Here is a 701-nt window from a genome sequence, read left to right as displayed (position 1 = left end):
TGATCGCCTGAGACTTCGCGGTTCTGTTCTTGAAGATATTGAAAACAACCGACTTGAATCTCAACAAGTAGCGACATTCACTCGCGGCTATTTGCGTTCTTACGCAAAGTTTGTCGGGCTAGATGAGAAAGTGGTGCTGGTTGCTCTAGAACAGACGGCAGATGTAAAGCCAAAAGAGCAAGAAATCGAAATGCAAAGCTTTTCTCGTAAAACCAAACACGAGAAACACAACAGCCGAATTATGTTGCTGACTTGGGTAATAGCCATTGTCATCATCGGTATCTCAGCAGCTTGGTGGTGGCAAAATCAGCAAGAAAATAGTCTCGCTCAAGTTGTAGCAGAGGCTAATGTTGAAACAAGCCAACCAAGTGCCGATGAAATTGCTGATATTGATCTAATGACCGAAGAAGAGCTGATCGCAAGTACTCCAGCAGAACTAGCGGCATCAAACAATACAGCATCAGAATCATCCATCAATGCAGCGCAAACTGATGAAGTGGTACCTGCAGAAACAGAAGAGTCGACAACAGAAGCAACTCAAGAACCAGTTGCTCTGATTGAAGCTGCAGAAGAGGTTCAAGAAGCATCTCCTGTAGTGCCAGAAGGTATGACTCTGCTCACCATGAAATTTAAAGCAGATTGCTGGATCCAAGTAAAAGATACAAACGGCAAAACACTCGTAAGTGGCACTCAGAAACCGG

Annotated in this window: 1 protein-coding gene; it reads left to right on the top strand. The window is 44.4% G+C overall.

The window, feature by feature from the left end; all coding sequences use genetic code 11:
• On the top strand, positions 1-701 hold a 701-nt coding region (locus R7O13_RS27110; RefSeq protein WP_318305231.1), incomplete at both ends, for a RodZ domain-containing protein.

The sequence above is a fragment of the Vibrio sp. Y176 genome (assembly GCF_033438945.1).
This window is presented reverse-complemented; position numbering and strand designations above follow the sequence as displayed.